We start from the raw sequence: 20,019 nt of genomic DNA, 5'->3' as shown, positions 1-20,019 counted from the left end.
TGGTACTTCGTCTCAAGACGCGGGAGAGTAGGTCGCTGCCAGGTCTGCTAAGCGCACGTTCACCTCAAATCCGGGATATCCGGGTCGAGACTAAATCTTCTCTCTACGATAAGGCCCGCCAAACGGGATCCCGGGCCGCGCAAGCGGCCCTTTCATTTGGCGCCCTTCTGAATACGGTAAGCTCAAACTTACCTCTAAGCTCGCAAGCAAACGCTTGCTCGTAGTCGCAAGCAAACGCTTGCTCGTAGGTGACGCGGGGTGGAGCAGCCCGGTAGCTCGTCAGGCTCATAACCTGAAGGTCACAGGTTCAAATCCTGTCCCCGCAACCACTTTCATCATAAATCTCTGGCCGTCTCGATCTGATCGAGGCGGCCTTATTGTTGGGCGGTCACGCGATCGCGGCGGTCCGCCATAGTTAGCTGCCTGCCGTTCAAACTCCAACTTTGGGAAAGGCTGGTCGCGGGAGAGCAAAGAAGAACTGAGCTTTGCGACTGACCGTCCAAAGACTCATTATTGCGACGATTCTCCGACAACCGGCGTCATGCGTTGGTGAAACGGTCGAGCACGTTGCGGGTGATCTGCTCGGTGAATCGGTCGCCGCGCTTGAGACCCATCACCCACTCGCATGTCGCGGCGGTCAGCACCTCGCCCTTGCCGCGCGTCATATGCACCATCATGCCGGCGCCGTATTTGTAGCGGGCGAGCCCTTCCGGCGTCACCTCGCCGGTGACGCATTTCACCAGGCCCTCATGGTCGCTGCTGCGGACGTAATAGCGGAAGCCTTCGCCGTCCGGCTCGTCCTCGGCAAGCACCGCCGGCGCCATGGCGAGGATCTCGAGCGTTTCCGGCTGGCCGTCGACCGGGACGGGGTAGGGCAGGCCATGCCTGAACGTGTAGTCGAGACCATCGACCTCGTAGGCGAAGATGCGCTCCTTGTCGCCGAAGATGTCGGCATAGTGCAGCCCGGTGCGGGCAAACACCCAGTGCTCCGGCCGGTAGACGGTGAACCCTTTCTGGCCGTGCGGCGCGAAGCCGCCCCAGGAGGCATAGAGCCCATGCAACCCGTTGACGCCGACCGTCGAGGCGCCAGGCCAGGCGACGTCCTTGTCTTCCCAGGCGGTTGAGAGCAGATGCGCCAAGTCGGTGCCGGCGACCGGATCGGCGTTGATGGCGTTGAACTTGTGGCAGATCTGGCGCTTGCCGTCGTCCTCCAGGCGGATCTGCCAGAGGAAGTTGGCGCCAAAGCGCGCAAGCCTGCCGCCGCGCTCGACATAGGCTTCGATCGCCAGCCGCATCTCGCGGGTCCAGTATTCGTCGTGGCCGACAATGGTCACGCACGGATAGGCATCGAGCAGTTCCGGCCTGTAGTGCAGGTCGGTCTGCGTGATCATATCGAGCTCGTAGCCTTCCTTCTCCGCCCACAGCACGAAATGGCGGTCGAACTGCGCCCAGCCGGCGGCGGCGTAATACTGGCCGAAGCCGTTGGCATAGGCCCATTCCTTCATCGGGTAGCGCGGCGCGTCGCCGAACTCCGGCAGCGGGTCGGCGCAGATGCGCGGCGCCCCGGGCGGCAACCAGACGACGCCGCGAGTCCACGGGCGTTCGAGCGAAAGCACGGGCGAGGGCTGGTCCTTGCTCGGACCGACAACGCCGAAATAGTGGTTGGCGCCGCCGAAATCATTGTAAGCGGTCCAGGTGCCTGTCGGTAGGATCATCAGGATCTTCGCGCGTCGCGTCGCCGCTGTCGGCCGCACGACGAAGAAATGGTGCTGGACGAACTTGCCGCCATTGGCGCGGGCGCAGGTCGAGACGACGCGGTAGAAGCCCGAGCGCAGATCGGCCGGCAGGCGCCAGCGGTGGCTGACGGGCCAGCCGCAGCCGGAGCGGTATGCATCCGCCGGCGTCGGCGCGAAGACGCCGGCGATGTCCTCGACCTTGTGGACGGTTTCCGGCCGATAGCCGTCGCGGTAGATCTCCAGGGTCCAATGCGGTGCGGTGGTCGAGGAGTGGAAGACGACCTCGTCGCCCGGGTCGTAGGACATCGTGTCCGTGTAGGTATAGACCTCGGGCAGGGCGGGGTCGCCGCGCGGCGCCTCGTACCAGGGATTGGAGTGCCAATGCTCGTCGGCGGACATCGCCCAGGCTTTGCGCGGGCGGATGTTGACGGGGCCGAGCTCGGGCGGAACAAAATCGTCTTCACGGGACATGGGCTTGCTCACTCAGATCATCAGCTGGAAAGGTCGGTCAAAGCGTGTACGAGACGAGCTGGCCGGGCAGGCCAAGCGTCACCCAGAGCCGGCCGTCATGGACGCAGCAATTGGTCGGGTCGCTGCCTTCGCCGCAATCAATCATCTCGACCAGCCGTCCAGTGGTGTCGAGGATGGCGACCCGGTCGCCGGTGCTGCCGGTGACGTAGAGCAGGCCCTCGTGGACGACCATGCCGTCGGGATTGAAGCGATCGTCGAGAAGAACCCATTCGGTCATCGCGCCGACGCTGCCGCCGTTCCAGTCGAAGCGCAGCAGACGATGCTCCATGGTGATGCCGACGATCAGCGGGCCATCGGGATGGAACACCAGCCCGTTCGGAAAGCCGGTCATCTTGGCCAGCGCGCGGACCTTCCGGTCCTGTCCTGCCGCAAGCAACTGCCCGCCATGATAGGCCGCAACGTCGGCGCCCAGCACCTCCCAGTTCTGCGGGTCGGTGAACACGATCTCGCCTGCCGGCGTGAAGATCAGGTCGTTCGGCCGCGACGGTTTTGCGCCCGGCAACTGGTCGGCGAAATTCTCCCAGCGACCGTCGAGTTGCAGGCGCTGGATGCAGCCGGGGATCATCGGCGCGGCGAAGTGCAGCTTCTCAAGCGATTCCGGCGCAAGGCCGCCATTGTTGCAGACATAGAGCGCCCCATCCGGGCCAAGCCGCATGCCGTTGGGCGCGCCAGGCAGCGTTGCCAATTCGCGCACCTCGCCGTCCTTGAAGGCGCGGACCTTGGCATGCAGCAGGTCGACGAAGGCGATCGAACCATCCGGGAGCGCCACCGGCCCCTCCGGGAAGCCCAGGCCCGTCACATGGATTTCCTTCGACCGTTTCATAGCGCCTCTCTCCCCTTCGATGTGCTTCTAGCTGGCGGCGGCCAGCCCGCGCCTGGCGCGTCCCACCTCGGCGCCCGCCCGTGCCGTTTCTTCGGGCGCAAGGTGGCAGGCCACCATCTGGCCGGTGCCGGGCATGGCGCGCAGCGGCGGTACTTTCTCCCGGCAGATGTCGCGCGCCAGATGGCAGCGCGGGTGGAACCGGCAGCCGGATGGCACGTCGGCCGGATTGGGCGGATCGCCGGTGAGCATGATGCGCTTCCAGCCGACCTGGCGGCGCGCGGCAAGCGTCGGCGCGGCCGACAATAGCGCCTGCGTGTAGGGATGCAGCGGCCGCTGCATGATCGTGTCGGCCGTTCCCTGCTCGATGATGGTGCCGAGATACATCACCGCGATGCGGTCGGCGACATGGCCGATGACGTCGAGGTCATGCGAGATGATCAGGTAGGAGATGCCGCGCTTGCGCTGGATCTGCAGCATCAGGTTGACGATCTGCGCCTGGATCGACGGATCGAGCGCCGAGGTCGGCTCGTCGGCGACGATGATTTCCGGTTCGAGCGCCAGCGCCCGTGCGATGGCGATGCGCTGCAACTGGCCGCCGGAAAACTGTCCGGGCAGTTTCTGGATGTCGATGTTCTCCAATCCGACGAAGGAGAGAAGCTCGCGGATGCGCGCCTCAAGCCCGGCGCCAAGCTTGACGCCATGGGTATCAAACGGCTCGCGCATCACTTCGGCGATGGTCATGCGCGCGTTGAGCGAGGCGAGCGGATCCTGGAACACGGCCTGCAGGCGGCGGCGGATCGGCAGCATGCGCCGGCTGGCGAATCCGGTCACGTCGATGCCGTCGAAGCGCACGCGCCCGTCCGTCACGTCGACCAGCTTGAGTGCCAGCCGGGCAAGGGTGGATTTTCCGCATCCGCTCTCGCCGACCAGCCCCAGCGTCTCTCCCTTGCCGACTGCCACCGAAACACCGGCCACCGCCTGCACCGCGCGGCCGCCTCGGCGCTGCGAAAAGGTCTTCGAGACGGCATCGAGCTCGAGAAGCGCCATGGTCAGCTCCTCGCGACCTGAAGGGACATCGCCGCCTCGATCGGATGGTGGCAGGCAAGCTCCACGGCGCCGAATTTGCGCCGCGGCGGCTCGATGGCCTTGCAGTCGTCCTGCGCGCGCGGACAGCGCGGATGGAAGCGGCAGCCCGATGGGAAGGCGCCCAGCCCGGGCGCGCCGCCGACGATGGCGTTGAGCTCCTGCTTGGCCGGCGTTTGCGAAATCATGGCGCTGGTCATCAGCGCCGCGGTGTAGGGGTGCGAGGGCTGCAGCATGATGGAATCGGCCGGCCCGACCTCGGCGATGCGGCCGGCATAGAGCACGAGGATCCGGTCGGCGACTTCAGCGACGACGCCCATGTCGTGGGTGATCAGGATGATCGTCAGCGCCAGCTCGCGCTTCAGCTCGGCAAGCAGCTCGAGCATCTGCGCCTTGATGGTGACGTCGAGCGCCGCCGTCGGCTCGTCGGCGATCAAAAGGCTCGGCCCGGCGGCCAGTGCCATCGCGATCATGGCGCGCTGCCGCATGCCGCCGCTGATCTCGTGCGGATAGGCGGAGGTGACGCGGCGCGGGTCGGGAATGCGGACGCGCTCCAGCATCTCCACGGCGCGCTTTCTTGCCTCGGTGCGGCCGGCAAGGCCGTGCGCGACGAGGGTCTCCGCGATCTGGTCACCGACCGGCCAGACCGGGTTCAGCGAGCTCAGCGGGTCCTGATAGATCAGGCCGATCTCCGGGCCGCGCAGCTTGCGCAGTTCGGCATCGGGCCGTTTCAGCATTTCGCGGTCCTTGAAGCGGATCGAGCCGGAGACGAAGGCGGTGGGCGGCTGCAGGCCGGCGATCGACATGCCGGTCAGCGATTTGCCCGAGCCGGACTCGCCGATGATGACGAAGGTCTCGCCCTCGGCGACGTCGAAGGAAATGCCGTCCACGGCGACGAGGTTCTGGCCCTCGCGCTGGAAGCCGATTGCGAAGTCGCGAACCGACAGGATCATGCGGCCCGCCTCGACGCGAGCGCGTCGCCGATCAGTGAGAAGGCGGTGGCGGTCAGCATGATCATGGTGCCGGGAAAGACCAGATACCACCAGGCCGACCCGAAATAGGGACGCGAGTCGCGGATCAGCAGGCCCCATTCCGGGGTCGGCGAATTGGCGCCGAGACCGAGGAAGGAAAGGGCGGTGACGGCGACCAGCGCGTAGCCGATGTCGGTGGTGACGCGCACATTCACCTCCTGGATGACGAAAGGAATGATGTGGCGGCGCAGGATGGTCATCTCCGACACGCCGAGCGCGCGGGCGGCCTCGACATGCGGCCGTTCGCGCAGGCGCAGCACCTCGCCGCGCACCAGCCGCGCATAGCCCGGCCACCAGATTATCGCGAGCGACAGCGCCACGCTGTCGAGGCCGCGCCCGATCGAGGCGGCGACGGCCAACGCCAGCACCAGCGCCGGGAAGCCGAAAAACAGGTCGACGATGCGCATCATCAAATTGTCGATGCTCTGGCGCGCCATGCCGGAGACCGCGCCATAGACCACGCCGAACAGAGCGGAAGCGAAGACGATGGCGATCGCAACGCCCAGTGAATAGCGGGTGCCATAGACGATGCGCGAGAAGACATCGCGGCCACCCTCGTCCGTGCCGAAGACATGCGTGAGGCTCGGCGGTTTCAGCCGGTCTGCCATGGCAAGCGCGATCGGGTCGTGCGGCGCGATCAGGCCGGGCAGAAGCGTGAAGGCGGCCAGGATCACCACCATCAGCAGCGCAAGCGGCAGCAGCACGCCCCTCGGCCTTGCGATGGTCCAGCGCGTAAGCTGGGTCGAAATGCTCATGAGCCGACACTCTGCACGCGTGGATCGATCACCGGATAGAGAAGGTCCATCACCAGGTTGATGATCACGAAGCCGGCCGTCGAGACGATCGCCAGCGCGATGACCGGCGAATAGTCGAAGACCTGGAACGACTGGTAGGCGTAGAGGCCGATGCCGGGCCAGTCGAAGATGACCTCGACAAGGATCACCCAGCTGATCATGTAGCCGAACTGCATGGTGGTCGCCGTCAGGATCGGCGACAAGGCGTTGCGCAAGATGTGCTTGAACAGGATGCGGTTGGGCGACAGGCCCTTGCCGCGCGCCGTGCGCACGTAGAGCCGGCTCTGCTCCTGGATGAGGGCGGCGCGCGACAGCCGCGTGCCGACCGCGAGCAGGTTGACGACGATGGTCGCGGCGGGAAGCGCCAGGTGCTTCAGGCTGACGAGAAAGGCCGAGAGGCTGCCGGCCAGCAAGGAATCGATGAGCAGGAAGCCGCTGATCACAGGCGGCGCCGTCTCGCGGATCGGGAAGCGCGAGCCCAGCGGCAGCCAGTGCAGTTTGTAGAAAAAGAAGAACTGCAGCGTCATGCCGAGCCAGAAGACGGGAATGCCGGTGCCGATCATGGTGATAAGGCGGATCGCGCCGTCCACCGCGCCGCCGGGGCGGCGGGCGGCGAGGACAGCCAGCGAAAAGCTGATCGCCAGATAGAGGACGAAGCTGACGATCAGCAGCTCCAGCGTCGCCGGCAGATACTGCTTGAGGTCGGTGCTGACGCTGCGCCGTGTGCGGATGGACTCGCCAAGGTCACCCTTGGCGAGACCGATCATGTAGGAAGCGAACTGCTCCGGCAGCGGGCGGTCGAGACCATGCTCGATGCGGATGCGCTGCACGGTTTCTTCGGAGGCGTTCTGGCCCGCCAGAAAGGCGGCGGGGTCGGCCGGAACGACACGGCTGAGGAAGAAGGTTATGACCGCGACGGCGATGAGGACGACAAGACCCCACACCAGACGCTTGAACAGGAAGGCGATCACAACCGTGCTGTCCGCATGCTCACCCCGCTGCTGCTACTTGCTGTACATTTCCCAGAACCGGGCGTTGATGTATTCGGCCGGGTCGATGCGGTAGCCGCCGATCCGGTCAGGCTCGGGCACCACGGTCTTCGGCCGCGCGGTCCAGATGATGTAGTGCGAGTCCACCACGATATCGGCCGCCTGCTTGAGCAGCTTACCGCGCTCGGTCGGGTCGGCGATCGTCGGCAGCTTGGCCACGAGGTCTTGCAGCGTCTGGTCGAAGAATTTGCCGGAATTGTAGAACCCGCCCTTGAGATAGTGCGCGGCGAAGAACTTAGTCGCGTCCGACGGACTGAGGTTGGCGTTGCCGAGCACGAAGCAGTTGCTCTTGTCGGATTTGATGGCGGTGATCGCCTCGACGAAGGGCTGCTCCTCGATCTCGACGGTGACGCCGAGCTGCTGGGCCGACGATTGGAGAACGGTCGCGGCGAAACGGAATTCCGGGAAGCCGGCGGGCACCGAGCACTTTATCTTGGCGTTGGCGAGACCCGATTTGGCAAGCGCTGCCTTGGCGCCGTCGAGGTCGGTCTTGATCTCGGCCTCTTCCTTTTCCGGGCTGCCGGGGAACCAGGACGGGACCGGGCCGCGGCCGACTTCGGCCCTGCCCTGGAAGGACTGCACCATGGCGTTGTAGTCGAACGCTTTTACCAGCGCTTCGCGGAAATCCTTGTTGTTGGTCGGCGCCAGATCCATGTTGAGATAGATCGCCGGCCAGGCCCACAGATTGTTGCCTTCGACCAGATGGAAGCCGCTGCTGGTGCCGATGCGCAGCGCCTCGTCGAGCGGCACGAAATTGGCGAGGTCGAACTCACCGCCTTCAAGGCCACGGGCGCGGTTGGCGCCGTCGGTGACGAAACGGTCGAGCACGCGGTCGAAGGGCTTTTCCGGGAACTTGCCCCACCATTTGTCGTTGCGCTTCAACTCGATCTGGGTGCCGCGCGTCCAGGACACGAATTCGTAGGGGCCGGTGCCGTTGGCGTTCTCGTTGAACCAGGCCTGGCCGAGATCGTCCTTGTGCTTGGCGATGTCCTCGTCGGACAGCATCTCGATACGGCTGAGGTTGGACGCGAGGAAGACGGTCGGCGCCTTGGTCTCGATCGTGACGGTCTTGGGATCGACCACTGTGACGCTGGCGATGTCGTCGACCAGATAGGACTGGCCCTGGCCGATCTTCAGCAGCCGGTCGAGCGTCGCCTTGACGTCGTTGGCGTCAAAGGCGGTGCCGTCGTGGAAGGTGACGCCGTCGCGCAGCTTGAAGGTCCAGACCTTGCCGTCCTGCTTCCAGTCCGTTGCAAGCGCCGGCAGCAATTTGGACGGATCGGAGAGGTCGAAGTCGACCAGTCGATCGTAGATGTTGCGGGTGACCGTGAACTCCCAGTTCACGTTGGCCTTGGCCGGGTCGATGGTGCTCGGCTCGCCGGCATCGGCATAAACGAAGGTGGACGCGTCGTCGGCGAATGCCGAGTAGGAGACGCCGCCCATCAAGAGGCCGAGCGCCATTCCCAAAATCCCATTGCGAAGCTTCATTGTTCTCCCCTTATTTTGGTCTCTGGAAATAGAATATATCATATATGATGAAGGTCGCAAGCGCGCATGATGAGGTTTCCGCGCCGCGTGGCGAGCGGTGAAAACACAGCGTTGAGCAAGGCGGAAAAGCTTAGCTTCACGGCCCATCCGGGGATTTCTCCTCGGATCGAGCGGGCCTGGACGCCGGGGTTTTCTGGAGGGTGTCGGCTAGCGCCGCGACCGTCGCGGAAGCTCGCCTGCGGTGTCTTCCCTGCTCTCGATGGCGGCGAGGTGCTCGACGAATTTGCGCCCGCCCTCGATCAGGTCCTGTTCGAAGGCGCGCCGCAGCGCCACGTCGTCCTTGGCGCGCAAGGCGGCGATCACGTTGACGTGCTGGTGCTGGCCTTCATAGGTCGGGTGGCCATGCGGGTAGAGCAGGCTGAGCAACGGACCGGCCTGGATCCACAGTCTCTCGATCATCTCGATCAGATGCGGCATTTCCGATTTGCGATGGACCGCGAAGTGGAAGTCATAATTGTGCTGAAGCGCGGCCGCGTAGTCCTTGGTGCGCTCGGCCTCGATCAGCTTGTAATGGATATCCTCGAGGGTTTTCAGGAACGGCTCGTCGATGTGCGGCATTGCCTTTGACGCGGCATAGGGCTCGAGCACCAGCCGGATGTCGCGCAACTCCAGATATTCCTTGAGGCTGATCCGTCGCACGCGGATGTAGTAACCCGGCTTCATCTCCAGCGCGCCGTCCTTGACCAGCTGGAAGATGGCCTCGCGCACCGGCGTCTCGCTGGTGCCGAGCTGCTGGGCGAGGTCACGGATCTTCAGCCGGTCGCCAGGATGGAGCCGCGCCGACATCAACTCCTGGCGAAGACGCAGGTAGATCTGCGAAGACAGGCTCGTCGCCTGGATCTCAGGCAGGTTCTGCATTCGTAAGCGGACTCGCTTCTCGCATCTGGCCAAAGGTTCTCAAGATCATACGCCGCCGGACCTGTCCATATCGCGGGCCCGCAGCCATTCGAAAAATCCGGTTCATAAGGACAGTGCCGCCGTGCTTGCTAACCGGGCAACAAACCCTTTCCGTAATTGCCGTATCGCTTGCCGACCCGCTCCATTTCCGCTTCGGGAAGCAGGGCCGGCTCGCCGACCTGCAACGCCATCAGATACTGACGCGCCAGCGTCTCCAGTTTCACGGTGGTCTGGAAGGCGGCTTCCAGCGTCTTGCCAATGGCGATCATGCCGTGATTGGCGAGCAGACAGGCGGTGCGATCCTTGAGCGCCTCGACCGCCGACGCCCCGAGATCGGCCGTGCCAAAGGTGGCGTAGCGGGCGCAGCGCACATCGGTGCCGCCGAAGGCCGCGACCATGTAATGGAACGACGGCAGCGGCTTGCGCAGGCATGCCAGCGCCACGCAGGCATCGGCATGGGTATGGATCACCGCATTGGCGGCCGGGTAGGCCTCGAGGATCGCGGCGTGCATGTGCCATTCGCTGGATGGAAGGCCTTCGCCCCTGATGGCGCCGTGGGGATCGACTTGGACGAGCCGGTCCGGCGTGAGATTGCTGCTGTTGGCTCCCGTCGGTGTGATCAGCATGCCGCCTGATACCCGCCGGCTCACATTGCCGCTGTTGCCGTGATTGAAGCCCTTGTCCTGCAGACGGCTGACCGTTTCCACAATGGCGTTGGGCAGATTGTCTTCGTTGATCATCAGGGCTCCGGATGCCGCATGGATTCCAGCGTCGGCAAGAACATGTCGGGTGGTCCGAGCTTTCCGGATTTGAGGCTGAGCGCGACGATCTCGCCTTCTTCCGTCGTCGCACGCGCGATGCCCGGACCCTGGTAGGCGCCGATCCTCAAGCGATCTATTCCAAGCTGCTCGACCACCGATCCAGACGTCTCGCCGCCCGCGACGAGGAAGCGCCGGACGCCGCGCCTGCGCAGTTCCACGGAGAGCCTGCCAAGAATAGCCTCGGCGAAGCTTGCCGCGCCTTCGCGCCCATGTCTTGCCTGCGCGGTGCCGACCTGCTCCGGGCCGGCGGAGGTGGCGATCGCGATCGGGCCATCGTCGAGATGCGTGCCCGCCCAGTCGAGCGCCTGCTCAACCGCAGCTTCGACGCTTCCGACCGAAGCGATGTCGATGCGATGCACCGGCCTTGCCTGCTCGAACGCAGCGAGCTGCTCCAGCGTGCGTTCCGCGCAACTGCCTGCCAACACCACGCCCGGGCCTTCCACCGCCGGCAGCGGCCGTTTCGGCGGCGCGTCGTCGAGCCAGCCGCGCTCGCGCCAAAGCGCGGGATAGTGACGGATGATCGGCGCGTTGCCGGTCATCAGCGGCCAATCGACGGTGAGCGCCGCGACCGCGGCAAGATCTTCGGCATAGATCGCGTCCATGATGACGTGCCGCACACCTTGCGCGACCAGATGGTCGAGATAGGCTTGGCGGCTGGCGGGCTCCGCCCGCACGACATTGTGCGGCAACAGCCCGACGGCGAGTTTCGACTGCCGCTGCAGCACGCGGACGAGATTGGGATCGGTCATCGGGGTCAGCGGATCGAACCGTTTCGGCGACTCCGAAACGAGCTGCGCGCCGACGAAGAGATGGCCCTGGAAAACGCTGCGCGCGAGATCGCCGGAACTCGGGCAGAAGCCGGTGTGCGTAGCCCGTGTCAGGGCAAGCAGACTGTCGGCCACCGGGCCGATATTGCCGTCATCGGTGGAATCGAAGGTGGCGCAATATTTGAAAAACAGCCGCCTCGCGCCGATGTCGAGCAGCCGCTGTGCGGCATCTTCCGATTTCCGCACGGCTTCGGCGGCGGAAATGACACGTGTCTTCTGCGCGACGACCACGGCGGGCGAGTTGGCGAAATGCTGGACCAGAGCAAGCCTGGTCACGAGGCCGCAGTCGACGCCGAGCGCCACCAGCATCGCGGCCGTTTCCATGCCGCCGGTGAGATCGTCGGCAACGATGCCGATGATGGGCTGCATTTTCTCCGCGTCCCCGAACTATTGTATGCAGATGATACATGATATATCGAATGCTGCAAACAAGTCTTGGCGAGTCGGGCGGAACGACGTCAGACGGGGCATCCTTCCATGGACCAGCATTCGAAGAGCATCGACGGCGCCTTGCGCGCCCGGGCAAAGCGCGTCATCCCCGGCGGCATGTGGGGGCATCAGAATGCACCGCGCCTGCCGGTCGGGTACCCCCAGTACTTCTCACGCGCGCAAGGGTGCCGCACCTGGGACGTGGACGGGCGCGAGTACATCGATTTCCTCTGCGGCTGGGGGCCGATGATTCTAGGCTATGGCGATGCCGACGTCGAGGCCGAGGCCGACAGGCAGCGGGCGCTCGGCGATGCGATGAACGGGCCGAGCGAGCGGCTGGTCGAATTGGCGGAACTCATGGTCGAGACCGTCCCGCATGCCGATTGGGCGATGTTCTCCAAGAACGGCACCGACGCCACGACGGCCTGCCTGACGATCGCGCGCGCGGGCACCGGGCGCCGCAAGATCATGGTCGCGCGCGGGGCCTATCACGGCGCCATTCCCTGGTGCTCGCCTTCGGTCGCCGGCGTCACGGAGGAAGACCGCGCGCATCTGGTTTATTACGACTATAACGACGTTGAGAGCCTGGAGGCTGCGGCCGAGCTGTGCAGGGGCGATCTCGCCGCGATACTGGTCTCGGCCTTCAAGCACGACCTTGGCAAGCCGCATGAATTGCCGACCGTGGCGTTTGCGCGAAAGGCGCGCGCGCTCGCCGACAGCGCCGATGCCGCGCTGATCGTCGACGACGTGCGCGCCGGCTTCCGCCTCAATATGTGCGGCAGCTGGGAAACGGTCGGCGTGCGGCCGGACATGGCCGCCTGGAGCAAGGCGATCGCCAACGGCCATGCGCTGGCGGCCGTCACCGGCAACGACCGTTTTCGCGAGGGAGCGACGCGCATCTTCACCACCGGCTCCTTCTGGACCGCCGGTGTGTCGATGGCGGCGGCGATCGCCACGATCCGGAAGCTGCGCGCCGTCGATGCGGTGGCGCATATGCAGGCCATGGGCCAGCGTTTCCGCGACGGCCTCGACGCGCAGGCGCGCAAGTACGGCGTGCCCTTGCGGCAAAGCGGGCCGGTGCAGATGCCGGTGCTTTTGTTCGAGAACGATGTGGATCGCAAGCTCGGCGACACGTTCTGCCTGGAAGCGCTCGCCCGTGGCGTCTACCTGCATCCGGCACACACGCTGTTTCTGTCGGCTGCCCACCAGCAGACCGATATCGACGAGGCTCTGACGGTGACGGATGAGGCTCTGGCAGCGGTCGCGCGGCTATAGGTCGTCGGCGACGGATTTGCTCGATGCGCTTCAGGACGCGACGAAGCCTTCGTGTCCCTGCAGGAAGCGCAGGAAATCCTCGCCGCCCAGGATGAGGTCCTGCTCGATGGCGGTGCGCGCTTTTTCCGAGTTCTTCTCGCGCAACCCCTCGATCACCGTCAGATGCTCGGCGGCGCCGACATATTTGTGCTCGCCTTCCTTGAAGAAGACGGTCAGCATCGGCCCCATCGAGACCCACAGGCTCTCGATATGAGCGACCAGCATTTCCATGCCGGACAGTCGATAGACGGTGAAGTGAAAGTCGCGGTTGTAGCGGAATGAAAGTTCCGGATCGCCGGCCCGGTCCGCCTTCTCGAAGACTTTCTGGATGGCGGTCAGCTTGTCGATGTCATCCTTCGTCGCATTCTGGGCTGCTAGCCCGGCGGCAAGGCCCTCGAGCGACAGCCTTATGGTGCGCACCTCCATGTAGCGCGCCAGCGTCAGCGCCGGCACGGTGACGAAGCGGCCCGAGCGCAGTTCCAGGCCGCGCTCGCTGACCAGCCGAAGGCAGGCTTCGCGGGCGGGGGTGACGCTGGTGCCGAGCTGGTCGGCGAGATCCTGCATCACCAGGCGCTGGCCCGGCCGGAACTGCCCCGCGATCAGCCCTTCGCGAAGGGCGACATAAGCGCGTGCGGACAGGTTGCCTTGCTCGAGCGGCTGAATGTTCACGGCGAAGGTCTCCTCGGCATTGTTGTGTGGCGTCTTCTGCCGGCGATGATTCTACAAGATATAACCAATAGACGCTTTTTCCTTCACTGTATTGCCGGGCCTGCTAGTGCAGGATGACGATTTCGTAGAATCGTCGTCCTGCTCAGCTGTTTGTTGGAGCATGATCTTTTCCGAAAACCGCTTCCCACTTTTCGGGATCATGCTCTGGAGCGTTTCACCGTTTCACGGAAACGGCAAACCGCTCTATCCCTTTGTTTTTATGCAATTCCGAACGGAAAACCGCTCACACTTTTCCTGGAATTGCTCTAAGCGAGCAGGGATTGCGCGACGCTTTCGACGCCGGCCGCATCGAGCTTGTAGTGACGGTAGAGATGGGTCGGCGGCGCGATGAGGCTGTACTCGTCCTTGATGCCATGCCGTACAAGCCTTGCGCCGCCGCCTTCCTCGGCCAGCACTTCGGCGACGGCGCCACCCAGGCCGCCGAGGATATTGTGCTCCTCGACAGTCAGGATGATGCGCGACTTGCGCGCCGCCGCCATCACCGCCTCGCGGTCGAGCGGCTTGATCGTGTGCATGTCGATGAGGCCGACGGAATGGCCCTTGCCGTTCAAGGCCTCCATCGCCTGCTTGGCCGAGTGCACCGCCATGCCGCAGGCGATGATGGTGATGTCGTTGCCGATGCCATGGACCACCGCCTTACCGAATTCGAATGGCGCGTTCTCGGCGTAGACGACCGGATCGTGGCCGCGCGAGATGCGGAAATAGATCGGCTGCGGGTGCTTCACCGAAGCGCGCAGCGCCGCAGCGAATTGCGGGCCGTCCGCAGTCGAGACGACCGTCAGGTCGGCGATCGAGCGCATGATGGCGATATCCTCGGTTGCGTGGTGCGAGGTGCCATAGAAGCCGAGCGAGATGCCGGTGTGGTGGCCGATCAGGCGAACCGGCTGCGCGCAATAGGCGACGTCCATGCGGATCTGCTCGCAGCAAAGCAGCGCCAGGAAAGAGGCGAAGGTCGCGACATAGGGCATGACGCCAGTGGTCGCCATGCCGGCCGCGGCCGAGACCATGTTCTGCTCGGAGATGCCGAACTGCGTGAAGCGCTCGGGAAAGCGCCGGGCAAAGCCGACGAGGCCGTTGGAGTGCTGCAGATCGGCGGTGCCGGCGACGACCGGATGGCCGGCTTCGGCGAGCTCGATCAGCGTGTCGGCGAGGGTTGCGAGCGAGGGCGCGCGCTTGTTGAGCTCGCGGTACTGCCAGCTGTCGGGATGCAAGGCTGCGCTCATTTCGCACCTTCGAGGATCATCTCGCGGGCGCGGGCTTCGTCTTCCGGCGCGAGATAGCCGAGGTGCCAGCCAGGTTCGGTCTCCATGTAGTCGATGCCTTTGCCCTTGAGCGTTTTGGCGATGATGCAGCAGGGTTTCTCGCGGCCGGTGTCGGCCTTGACCTTGCGCAGCAGGTTGGCGAGCGCGACGACGTCGTGGCCGTCGACCTCATGCACCTCCCAGCCGAAGGCGCGCCACTTTTCGTCCAGCGGTTCGACCGCGGCGACATCGTCGACCTTGCCGTCGAGCTGGTAGCCGTTGCGGTCGACGATTGCGACCAGCCTGCCCAACCGGTGGGTGGCGGCGCTGATGGCGGCTTCCCACACCTGCCCTTCCTGCATCTCGCCGTCGCCGAGCAGGACGAAGACGTTGAAGTCTTTTCCGTGGAAGCGGCCGCCTAACGCCATGCCGACGCCGTTGGAAAGCGCATGGCCGATCGAACCGGAGCTGAAATCGACGCCGGGCACCTTGCGCATGTCGGGGTGATCGCCGAGCGGGCTGCCGAGGCGGGTGTAATCGTCGAGCCAGGAGCGGTCGAAGAAGTCGAGATCGGCGAGGATCGGGAACTGGCCGACCGCCGCATGGCCCTTGCCCATCAGGAAGCGATCGCGTTCGGGCCAGCCCGGCTCGCCGCGGCGGATCCGCATCGTGTCGTAGTAGAGCGTCGAGAAGATCTCGGCGCAGGAAAAGACCGACGAGTAGTGGCCGACTTTGGCAATCGAAATCAGCCTGATCGTCTCCAACCGCACGAAGCGCGCGCGCTCGCGCAGGCGGGCAGCCTGTTCGTCCGATATCCCGTCATTGCCGCTGTTGCTAGGCCATTGGCTCGCGCCTGAGGACGCCATGGTCGATCTCCTCCCATTTCCGTTTATCTGACCCTCGACAACTTATAAGTTATAAGATATTTGATTGGGCCGCAAGAACAATCGTCCGCCTTAGGGAACAGGAAATGCTGCATAATTCGGCTCGGGCAATCGACATGAGCCTGCATCTGCATTCGCAGACGGATCCGCGGCGGCACGAGCAGGATGGGCCGCTGATCATCTCCGGCGGCGACGGAATCTATGTCCGCGACGATGCCGGAAACCGTTATATCGAAGGCATGGCCGGCCTGTGGACGGCGTCGCTCGGTTTCAACGATCAGAGATTGGCCGCCGCTGCGGCTGCCCAATTCGCCAAGCTCGCCAACTATCATACGTTCAATCACCGTTCGAACGAGCCCTGTATCGACCTGATCGAGCAACTCGCGGCGGTCTCGCCGATTCCGGACTGCAGGATATTCCTGGCCAATTCAGGTTCCGAAGCCAACGACTCCATGATCAAGCTCGCCTGGTATTATCAGGCGGCGCGCGGCAAGCCCGGGAAGCGGCGCATCATCAGCCGCAACGGCGCCTTTCATGGCAGCACGGTGATGGGCGCGGTGCTGAGCGGCCTGCCGCATATGCACCGTTCGTTCGGCATGAACACCGACGACATCCTCTATGCCGGCAAGCCGCATTTCTACAGCGAAGGGCGGGAGGGCGAGAGCGAGGAGGCGTTCGCCGACCGGCTGATCGCCGAGCTGGAGAGGATGATCCTGGTAGCCGGGCCAGACACGATCGCCGCCATGATCGCCGAGCCGGTGATGGGGGCGGGCGGCGTCATCGTGCCGCCGCAAGGTTACTTCCCCAAGCTGCGCAAGCTGCTCGACAAGCATGACATCCTGCTTCTGGCGGACGAAGTGGTTTGCGGCTTCGGCCGTACCGGCAACTGGTTCGGCAGCCAAACCTTCGATTTCAAGCCCGACATGTTCTCGGTCGCCAAGGGCCTGTCGTCGGGCTACATGCCGATCGCGGCGGTGGTCGTGTCGGATGCGCTCTATCAGTCGATCGCCGACGAGGGACACCGGAACGGCGTCTTCGGCCACGGCTTCACCTATTCGGGCCATCCCGTCGCCTCGGCGGTCGCCGCTGAGGCATTACGCATCTATCACGAGATCGATGTCGTCGGCCGCGCTCGGGCGCTGGGCGCGCAGATGTTGGCAGCGCTTCGCAACGCGCTTGCCGATCATCCGATGGTAGGCGAGGTCCGCGGCGTCGGCCTGCTGGCCGGCGTCGAGCTGGTCGCCGACCGGCGCACGAAACAGGGCTTTCCGGCCGAGGCCAGGGTTGGCGCTCAAGTCGAACGCGCCTGCAGGCAACGCGGCATCATCCTGCGCAACATGGGCGACGTGCTGGCGCTCTGCCCGCCTTACATCATCGAGCCGGACCAGATCGACGAACTGGTCCGCGCGCTTTTCCTCGCCATCGAAGACACAAGGGAGAGCCTCTCGCTCTGAGGCTTGGCTGCCATGACAATCACCATCAGACTGGACAAAAGCATGTATCCCGAAGTCGGGCTTTTCATCGACGGCAAGTGGGGACCGGCGAACGGCGGCAAGACTGTCGAGGTTCGCAATCCCGCCACCGATGAAGTCATCGGCTCGGTTGCCATGGCAGGCGCCGCCGATCTCGACCGGGCGCTTGCGGCAGCCGAACGCGGCTTCAGGATCTGGCGCAAGGTCTCGGCCTTCGAACGCGGCAAGGTGATCCGTGAGGCCGCGCGGCTTATGCGCGAGCGCGCCGGCAGGATCGCCGGCCTGCTCAGCCTCGAACAGGGCAAGCCGCTGAACGAGGCGACGATCGAGGTGTTGGCCTCTGCCGATATCCTCGACTGGTTCGCGGAGGAGGGGCGCCGCACTTATGGGCGCATCGTGCCTGCGAGGGCCGGCAACGTCCATCAGCTGGTCATGCGTGAGCCGGTCGGGCCGGTCGCGGCGTTCACGCCGTGGAACTTCCCGGTGTCGCAGACGATCCGCAAGATCGGGGCCGCTCTGGCCACCGGATGCTCGATCATCGTCAAGCCGCCGGAAGAAACGCCGGCGTCGCCCGCCTGCCTCGCCGACGCCTTCAAGGATGCCGGGCTTCCCGACGGCGTGCTCAATCTCGTCTTCGGCAACCCGCCGGAGATTTCGAGCTACCTGATCCCGCATCCGGTGATCCGAAAGGTATCCTTCACCGGCTCCGTTCCGGTCGGCAAGCAACTCGCGGCGCTCGCTGGCCTGCATATGAAGCGCGTGACCATGGAGCTCGGCGGGCATGCGCCGGCGATCGTCTTCGACGACGCCGATCTCGACAACGCGGCGAGCCTGCTGGCGGCGGCCAAGTTCCGCAATGGCGGTCAGGTCTGCGTCTCGCCGACGCGTTTCCTGGTCCAGGAGACATCCTACGCGCCGTTCGTCGACAAGCTCGTCGGCCATGCGCGCGCTCTCAAGGTCGGCGACGGGCTGACTGAGGGCACCCGCATGGGGCCGTTGGTCAATGAACGGCGGCTGCAGGCCGTCGAGGCGATGATTTCCGAAGCGGTGGCCGAGGGCGCCAGCGTCGCGACCGGCGGCAAGCGCATCGGCAACAAGGGCGCCTTCTTCGAGCCGACCGTGCTCAGTGATCTCAGCCCCGGCATGCGCATCATGAACGAGGAGCCGTTCGGGCCGGTGGCGCTGGTCATGCCGTTCGCGACGTTCGACGAGGCGGTGGCCGAGGCAAACCGCCTGCCTTACGGGCTCGCGGCTTATGCCTTCACCCGCTCGCTGAAGACGGCGACCGAGCTTGGCGCCGAGATCGAGACCGGCATGCTGACGATGAACCATCTCGGCCTGGCGCTGCCGGAGGTGCCGTTCGGCGGCGTGAAGGACAGCGGCTACGGTTCCGAAGGCGGCTCGGAAGCGCTGGAGGCCTATCTCGTCACCAAGTTCATCAGCCAGGCGGGATTCTAGTGTCTTCCGACTGGGTTAGGCGAACATCTCCGTGTGCTGTTCGAGCTGCAGGCGGGTGCGGCGGATATGGCCGTAGAGGATGAGGCCGGCCTGTTCGCCGTCGCGCCGCTTCAGCGCCTCGAGGATCAGCCGATGCTCGTGATGCACCGCCGCCATGCCGGCCTTGCCGACCGAAGCGGCGAAAGCGCGGCGGTATTGCTGGGTGGTATTCCAGAATTTGTGGATCATCTGGGCGAGCTGAGGCATGCGCGCCCCTTCATAACTCAGGAGATGGAACTCGCGGTCGAGTTGCAGGAACTCGTCGATGCTGCCGGCGGCTTCGATGCGCGAGACGAGGTCTTCCAGGCGCGCAAGCGTTTCGGGCGAAAGGTTGGCGCTGCTTTCGGAAAGCGCCAGCGGCTCCAGGCGCTCGCGGATCTTGTAGATCTCGATGCATTCGGCGCGATCGAGCTTGGAAATCCAAGCGCCGCTGTTGGGCACGAGGATGACCAGCCCCTCGCTTTCCAACTGCCGCAGCGCCTCGCGCACCGGAATGCGGCTGATGCCGTATTCTTCGGCGAGCTCCTCCTGGCGGATGCGGCTGCCCGGCCGCAGCCGCCCCGACAGGATGGCGTCGCGCAGCGCATCCGTGACGCGACCGCTGGCCAGGGCGGCGCCGTTGCCCTCGGTTCCGCCGCTTGCGCGTCTGCCGGCCATGATCTCAGTTCCCCGCATGGTGTTGATCCCCAGGATGTTAGTGCATCGGCGAGCGGGTGGGAATCGGCACGAACCAGCCGCTCACAAATGAGGGTTGGCCGGATGCCAGAGGCGGCGCTTTGTCTCCCGCTCATAGGCCTTACCGGCCGGGAACGAGACCAGCTCAAGCTGCATCCCCCAAGGACTCAGGAAATAGACCCAGCTCTGACCGGCGCTCAGCCCCTCGGTGCGCACCGTCGGCTCGCCCAGCACGCGCACGCCCCGCGCCTTGAGATAGGCGACGGCCTCGCCGATATCGTCGACATAGAAGGCGAGATGATGCCCGCCGACATCGCTGTTCCTGGGTTGGAGGCCGTCCTGGTCGGGAGCGGAATATTCGAAGATCTCAAAATTGGAGCCGTGCCGGCAGCGCAGGAATTTGAGCCGCTTCATCACGGTTCTCGGATGGACGTTGAGATGGGTTTCCATCCAGTCTCCGTCGGACCGGAAAGGTCCGAGCTCATAGAAGGGCTCGCAGCCGATGACCTCGACGAAGAAACGGACGGCTTGGTCCAGATCGGGAACGGTGAAGCCGATATGATCAGTGCCGCGCAGGCCCGGAAGGCCGTTGCGGGCATGGCTGGTTTCATGAAGCATTGCTTGTCCGGCATCTAAAA

General features: G+C 64.7%; 18 protein-coding genes and 1 tRNA gene. 4 read left to right on the top strand and 15 right to left on the bottom strand.

Going from position 1 to position 20,019, the window contains the following annotated elements; all coding sequences use genetic code 11:
* Nucleotides 1-252 precede the first annotated feature (252 nt).
* Nucleotides 253-329 (top strand) — tRNA-Met (locus tag RFM52_RS31385).
* Nucleotides 330-539: 210 nt separating this feature from the next.
* On the opposite strand, the gene RFM52_RS31380 is transcribed toward RFM52_RS31385, so the two are convergent.
* The 10 genes from RFM52_RS31380 to otnK all read right to left on the bottom strand — a co-directional run bounded on the left by RFM52_RS31380 (nucleotide 540) and on the right by otnK (nucleotide 11,509).
* On the bottom strand, nucleotides 540-2,207 hold the full coding sequence (locus RFM52_RS31380) for a N,N-dimethylformamidase beta subunit family domain-containing protein (RefSeq protein WP_320298847.1): 1,668 nt from the start codon (nucleotides 2,205-2,207) through the stop codon (nucleotides 540-542).
* A gap of 37 nt (nucleotides 2,208-2,244) precedes the next feature.
* Nucleotides 2,245-3,090: an SMP-30/gluconolactonase/LRE family protein gene (locus tag RFM52_RS31375; protein WP_320298846.1), complete on the bottom strand. Its 846-nt coding sequence runs from the start codon at nucleotides 3,088-3,090 to the stop codon at nucleotides 2,245-2,247.
* A 27-nt stretch (nucleotides 3,091-3,117) separates the two neighbouring features.
* Nucleotides 3,118-4,143, bottom strand: coding sequence for an ABC transporter ATP-binding protein (locus RFM52_RS31370; protein ID WP_430699315.1), 1,026 nt, complete (start codon nucleotides 4,141-4,143; stop codon nucleotides 3,118-3,120).
* Nucleotides 4,140-5,123, bottom strand: coding sequence for an ABC transporter ATP-binding protein (locus RFM52_RS31365; RefSeq protein WP_430699314.1), 984 nt, complete (start codon nucleotides 5,121-5,123; stop codon nucleotides 4,140-4,142). Before RFM52_RS31365 ends, RFM52_RS31370 begins: the two co-directional genes overlap by 4 nt.
* The gene (locus RFM52_RS31360; RefSeq protein ID WP_320298849.1) at nucleotides 5,123-5,884 is read right to left on the bottom strand and encodes an ABC transporter permease; all 762 of its coding nucleotides are present in this window, start codon (nucleotides 5,882-5,884) and stop codon (nucleotides 5,123-5,125) included. Before RFM52_RS31360 ends, RFM52_RS31365 begins: the two co-directional genes overlap by 1 nt.
* A gap of 71 nt (nucleotides 5,885-5,955) precedes the next feature.
* The gene (locus RFM52_RS31355; RefSeq protein WP_320298843.1) at nucleotides 5,956-6,969 is read right to left on the bottom strand and encodes an ABC transporter permease; all 1,014 of its coding nucleotides are present in this window, start codon (nucleotides 6,967-6,969) and stop codon (nucleotides 5,956-5,958) included.
* A 33-nt stretch (nucleotides 6,970-7,002) separates the two neighbouring features.
* Nucleotides 7,003-8,508, bottom strand: coding sequence for an ABC transporter substrate-binding protein (locus tag RFM52_RS31350; RefSeq protein WP_320298848.1), 1,506 nt, complete (start codon nucleotides 8,506-8,508; stop codon nucleotides 7,003-7,005).
* A gap of 234 nt (nucleotides 8,509-8,742) precedes the next feature.
* Nucleotides 8,743-9,453 (bottom strand): GntR family transcriptional regulator, encoded by a 711-nt coding sequence (locus RFM52_RS31345; protein ID WP_320298842.1) that lies wholly within the window; start codon nucleotides 9,451-9,453, stop codon nucleotides 8,743-8,745.
* Between the two features lie 128 nt (nucleotides 9,454-9,581).
* Nucleotides 9,582-10,232 carry a class II aldolase/adducin family protein gene (locus RFM52_RS31340; RefSeq protein ID WP_320298841.1) on the bottom strand — a complete coding sequence of 217 codons (651 nt, stop codon included), beginning with the start codon at nucleotides 10,230-10,232 and terminating at the stop codon, nucleotides 9,582-9,584.
* The gene (otnK, locus tag RFM52_RS31335) at nucleotides 10,232-11,509 is read right to left on the bottom strand and encodes a 3-oxo-tetronate kinase (protein ID WP_320298840.1); all 1,278 of its coding nucleotides are present in this window, start codon (nucleotides 11,507-11,509) and stop codon (nucleotides 10,232-10,234) included. Before otnK ends, RFM52_RS31340 begins: the two co-directional genes overlap by 1 nt.
* A 108-nt stretch (nucleotides 11,510-11,617) precedes the next feature.
* On the opposite strand from otnK, the gene RFM52_RS31330 reads away from it, so the two are divergent.
* Nucleotides 11,618-12,844 carry an aminotransferase class III-fold pyridoxal phosphate-dependent enzyme gene (locus RFM52_RS31330; RefSeq protein WP_320298839.1) on the top strand — a complete coding sequence of 409 codons (1,227 nt, stop codon included), beginning with the start codon at nucleotides 11,618-11,620 and terminating at the stop codon, nucleotides 12,842-12,844.
* Between the two features lie 30 nt (nucleotides 12,845-12,874).
* Here RFM52_RS31330 and RFM52_RS31325 read toward each other — a convergent pair whose 3' ends face one another.
* The 3 genes from RFM52_RS31325 to RFM52_RS31315 form a co-directional block, all read right to left on the bottom strand.
* A complete protein-coding gene (locus RFM52_RS31325) occupies nucleotides 12,875-13,552 on the bottom strand; it encodes a GntR family transcriptional regulator (RefSeq protein ID WP_320298838.1) in 678 nt (225 codons plus the stop codon).
* Nucleotides 13,553-13,857: 305 nt separating this feature from the next.
* Nucleotides 13,858-14,835, bottom strand: a complete 978-nt coding sequence (locus tag RFM52_RS31320) for a transketolase family protein (RefSeq protein WP_320298837.1) — start codon at nucleotides 14,833-14,835, stop codon at nucleotides 13,858-13,860.
* Nucleotides 14,832-15,719, bottom strand: a complete 888-nt coding sequence (locus tag RFM52_RS31315; RefSeq protein WP_320298836.1) for a transketolase — start codon at nucleotides 15,717-15,719, stop codon at nucleotides 14,832-14,834. Before RFM52_RS31315 ends, RFM52_RS31320 begins: the two co-directional genes overlap by 4 nt.
* A 104-nt stretch (nucleotides 15,720-15,823) precedes the next feature.
* On the opposite strand from RFM52_RS31315, the gene RFM52_RS31310 reads away from it, so the two are divergent.
* A complete protein-coding gene (locus tag RFM52_RS31310) occupies nucleotides 15,824-17,191 on the top strand; it encodes an aminotransferase (RefSeq protein ID WP_320298835.1) in 1,368 nt (455 codons plus the stop codon).
* A 42-nt stretch (nucleotides 17,192-17,233) separates the two neighbouring features.
* On the top strand, nucleotides 17,234-18,667 hold the full coding sequence (locus RFM52_RS31305) for an NAD-dependent succinate-semialdehyde dehydrogenase (protein ID WP_320327895.1): 1,434 nt from the start codon (nucleotides 17,234-17,236) through the stop codon (nucleotides 18,665-18,667).
* 15 nt (nucleotides 18,668-18,682) lie between these two features.
* Here the strand turns inward: RFM52_RS31305 and RFM52_RS31300 are convergent, their stop codons facing one another.
* Both RFM52_RS31300 and RFM52_RS31295 read right to left on the bottom strand, forming a co-directional pair.
* Nucleotides 18,683-19,363 carry a GntR family transcriptional regulator gene (locus RFM52_RS31300; protein WP_320298833.1) on the bottom strand — a complete coding sequence of 227 codons (681 nt, stop codon included), beginning with the start codon at nucleotides 19,361-19,363 and terminating at the stop codon, nucleotides 18,683-18,685.
* A gap of 81 nt (nucleotides 19,364-19,444) precedes the next feature.
* Entirely contained in the window at nucleotides 19,445-19,999 is a 555-nt protein-coding gene (locus RFM52_RS31295) for a VOC family protein (RefSeq protein WP_320298832.1), read from the bottom strand.
* Nucleotides 20,000-20,019 lie beyond the last annotated feature (20 nt).

Origin of the sequence: Mesorhizobium humile (assembly GCF_033977215.1) — a bacterium.
GTDB classification, from domain to species: domain Bacteria; phylum Pseudomonadota; class Alphaproteobacteria; order Rhizobiales; family Rhizobiaceae; genus Mesorhizobium; species Mesorhizobium humile.
The sequence above is the reverse complement of the archived record's forward strand: the minus strand, read 5'-3'. Positions and strand labels throughout refer to the sequence as shown.

Bases quoted from the DNA above. Each gene is read 5' to 3' on its own strand.
- RFM52_RS31340 (WP_320298841.1), bottom strand. From the start codon at position 10,232: ATGATCAACGAAGACAATCTGCCCAACGCCATTGTGGAAACGGTCAGC.
- otnK (WP_320298840.1), bottom strand. From the start codon at position 11,509: ATGCAGCCCATCATCGGCATCGTTGCCGACGATCTCACCGGCGGCATG.
- RFM52_RS31375 (WP_320298846.1), bottom strand. From the start codon at position 3,090: ATGAAACGGTCGAAGGAAATCCATGTGACGGGCCTGGGCTTCCCGGAG.
- RFM52_RS31295 (WP_320298832.1), bottom strand. From the start codon at position 19,999: ATGCTTCATGAAACCAGCCATGCCCGCAACGGCCTTCCGGGCCTGCGC.
- RFM52_RS31380 (WP_320298847.1), bottom strand. From the start codon at position 2,207: ATGTCCCGTGAAGACGATTTTGTTCCGCCCGAGCTCGGCCCCGTCAAC.
- RFM52_RS31330 (WP_320298839.1), top strand. From the start codon at position 11,618: ATGGACCAGCATTCGAAGAGCATCGACGGCGCCTTGCGCGCCCGGGCA.
- RFM52_RS31345 (WP_320298842.1), bottom strand. From the start codon at position 9,453: ATGCAGAACCTGCCTGAGATCCAGGCGACGAGCCTGTCTTCGCAGATC.
- RFM52_RS31310 (WP_320298835.1), top strand. From the start codon at position 15,824: ATGCTGCATAATTCGGCTCGGGCAATCGACATGAGCCTGCATCTGCAT.
- RFM52_RS31320 (WP_320298837.1), bottom strand. From the start codon at position 14,835: ATGAGCGCAGCCTTGCATCCCGACAGCTGGCAGTACCGCGAGCTCAAC.
- RFM52_RS31360 (WP_320298849.1), bottom strand. From the start codon at position 5,884: ATGGTGGTGATCCTGGCCGCCTTCACGCTTCTGCCCGGCCTGATCGCG.
- RFM52_RS31305 (WP_320327895.1), top strand. From the start codon at position 17,234: ATGTATCCCGAAGTCGGGCTTTTCATCGACGGCAAGTGGGGACCGGCG.
- RFM52_RS31300 (WP_320298833.1), bottom strand. From the start codon at position 19,363: ATGGCCGGCAGACGCGCAAGCGGCGGAACCGAGGGCAACGGCGCCGCC.
- RFM52_RS31350 (WP_320298848.1), bottom strand. From the start codon at position 8,508: ATGGCGCTCGGCCTCTTGATGGGCGGCGTCTCCTACTCGGCATTCGCC.
- RFM52_RS31315 (WP_320298836.1), bottom strand. From the start codon at position 15,719: ATGGCGTCCTCAGGCGCGAGCCAATGGCCTAGCAACAGCGGCAATGAC.